The sequence below is a fragment of the Halomonas sp. PBN3 genome, assembly GCF_000475415.1.
Classification (GTDB): domain Bacteria; phylum Pseudomonadota; class Gammaproteobacteria; order Pseudomonadales; family Halomonadaceae; genus Halomonas; species Halomonas shengliensis.
On record NZ_AXCA01000151.1, the window covers coordinates 1 to 2,507 of the forward strand.

At 61.3% G+C, this 2,507-nt stretch carries 2 protein-coding genes; both read left to right on the forward strand.

Annotated features, from left to right (window positions below):
- Positions 1 to 604 precede the first annotated feature (604 nt).
- Positions 605 to 1,864, forward strand: a complete 1,260-nt coding sequence (gene ltrA / locus Q673_RS25760; RefSeq protein ID WP_023005563.1) for a group II intron reverse transcriptase/maturase — start codon at positions 605 to 607, stop codon at positions 1,862 to 1,864.
- 104 nt (positions 1,865 to 1,968) lie between these two features.
- On the forward strand, positions 1,969 to 2,507 hold a 539-nt coding region (locus Q673_RS25765; RefSeq protein WP_023005564.1), incomplete at its 3' end, for a group II intron maturase-specific domain-containing protein.

Consider the following 2,507-nt stretch of genomic DNA (forward strand, 5'->3'; position numbering starts at 1 on the left):
ACGTGGACAAGGAACTGGAACGCCGCGGCCACCGCTTTTGCCGCTATGCCGACGACCGTGTGCCACGAAGGCGCGCAACCGAGCACAAGCTCGCTGCGTAGCCATGCTGCACAAGAGATGAGGGCGGGCCCCTCGGAGCCGCTGTGCAGGCGGAGGCTCCAAACCACCCACTACTGCTGCCTTTAAGAGAGGTGGTGGGAAGCGAGATGGGAAAAGGCGAGCCAAGAGCTCGTCAGGTGAGGACTGCAGAGCCGAACGTGAGTGAACCGCTGATGACGTGTCGAAAGCGTAGGAATGACGTCAAAACCGGGGAGCGGTCGTTACCCCGGGACAAGTCTGGGGGGCGCCTGCTGACTGCCCAGACGGCGTCCGGCATGAAGGTGGCGGGAAGGCAGTCCAGGCTCTTGTGTGGAACGTGGGAACCTGTCACCCCGATGCCAAGGGAGAAACACAAATGGAGACCCCATGAGTGTGAGAGTACCGATGCGGGGTACAGGGGCGGAGCAACCCGTAGTAGTGACGAGCGTCCTGTAATGGGACGGGAGCGAAGGGGTTGCCTTATCCAGCCTGTGACATGGGCGCAACCCTTCGGGGGAGGACGCTCATGAACCAGGCAAAACCCTTTCCCATTACCAAGCGTCAGGTATGGGAAGCTTACAAACGAGTCAAGGCCAACAAGGGTGGGGCGGGTGTCGACGGCCAGACGATCGAGGACTTCGAGAGGAATTTGATCAACAACCTCTACAAGCTCTGGAATCGGCTGGCGTCAGGCAGCTACTTGCCCCCACCGGTCAGGCGAGTGGAGATCCCGAAGAGCGATGGCAAGACCCGACCACTGGGAATCCCCACGGTGTCTGACCGGATCGCCCAGATGGTAGTCAAGCAGGCCCTGGAGCCGAGGCTGGAGCGACATTTCCACCCGGATTCCTATGGGTATCGGCCAAACAAGTCCGCACACCAGGCATTGGCACAAACCAGAAAGCGTTGCTGGCGGTATGACTGGGTCGTCGACCTCGACATCAAGGGGTTCTTCGACGCTATCGACCATCAGCTGCTGATGAAGGCCGTGCGCCATCATGCCAAGGAGCGCTGGATTCTGCTCTATCTGGAGCGCTGGCTGACGGCGCCCGTGATGATGCCGGATGGCACTTGCCACCAGCGTGATCGTGGGACACCGCAAGGTGGCGTCGTCAGTCCGCTGTTGGCCAACCTGTTTCTGCACTACACGTTCGATGCCTGGATGGGGAGGCACTTTCCCGGCGTACCTTTCGAGCGATATGCGGATGATGGGGTCTGCCACTGTCGGTCGCAGCAACAGGCCGAGCAACTGAAAGCCGCACTGGAGGAACGCTTCGCGGCGTGTGGGTTGGAGCTCCACCCGGAGAAGACCAAGATCGTCTATTGCAAGGACGACGATCGGCGTCAGGACTACCCTGTCCACAGCTTCGACTTTCTGGGCTACACCTTTCGGCCCCGGAGATCGAGGAATCGGTACGGGAAGTTCTTCATCAACTTCACGCCGGCGATCAGCAACAAGGCCGGGAAGGCCATTCGGCAGACGGTACGACGGTGGAATCTGCAGTTACGCAGTGACAAGTCGTTACGCGACCTGGCGAACATGTTCAATGCCTGGATCAGGGGCTGGGTCCGGTACTACGGGGCCTTCTACAAGTCGGCACTGTATCCGACGCTGCGACAGATAGACCGACGACTCGTGAGGTGGGCGACCCAGAAGTTTAAACGGTTGAGGGGGCATCGCCGGCGGGCTAGTCACTGGCTGGACCGTGTGGCGCGACAGAATCCTCGGCTGTTTGCCCACTGGCCGCTGCTGTATGGGCAGGGTTGGGTAAGAAGAGCCGTATGAGCTGAGAGGTTCACGTACGGTTCTGTGAGCGCCTCGGGGGGAAGTTCCCCGGGGCGACTCGACTGCAGGTGTATGTCAGGAGTCGGCGAGCGGGCGAGCGCGTCATGGCCAGTCTGAGTGATTTTCTCGAGAGCTCACTCAGGCTGACGGTCAATCGCGACAAGAGTGCGGTGGATCGACCCTGGCACCGGGGGTATCTGGGCTACACGCTGACCCGACACAAGCGGCCGAAGCTGACGCTGGCCAAGACCAGCCTGCAGCGCCTGATGCAGCGTGTCCGCGAGATCCTCAAGCGTGGCAGGGGGCGCAACATACGGCGCGTTATTGAAGAGTTGACCCCGGTCCTGCGGGGCTGGGCCAACTACTTCTCCTTCGTCGACGTAAAGCGCCCGCTGGAAGCGCTGGAGGGTTGGATACGTCGCCGACTGCGTTGCGTGATCTGGCGGCAATGGAAACGCCCGCGGACACGGCGCCGCAAGCTACGGGCGCTGGGACTGGACGACCATCGGGCGTGGAAGTCAGCGGGAAACGGGCGAGGCCCTTGGTGGAACGCCGGCGCCTCGCACATGAATCAGGCCTTGCCACGGAAATGGTTCGAGCAGCAGGGCCTGATCTCGGTACTCGATACGGTCAAGAGGGCTTA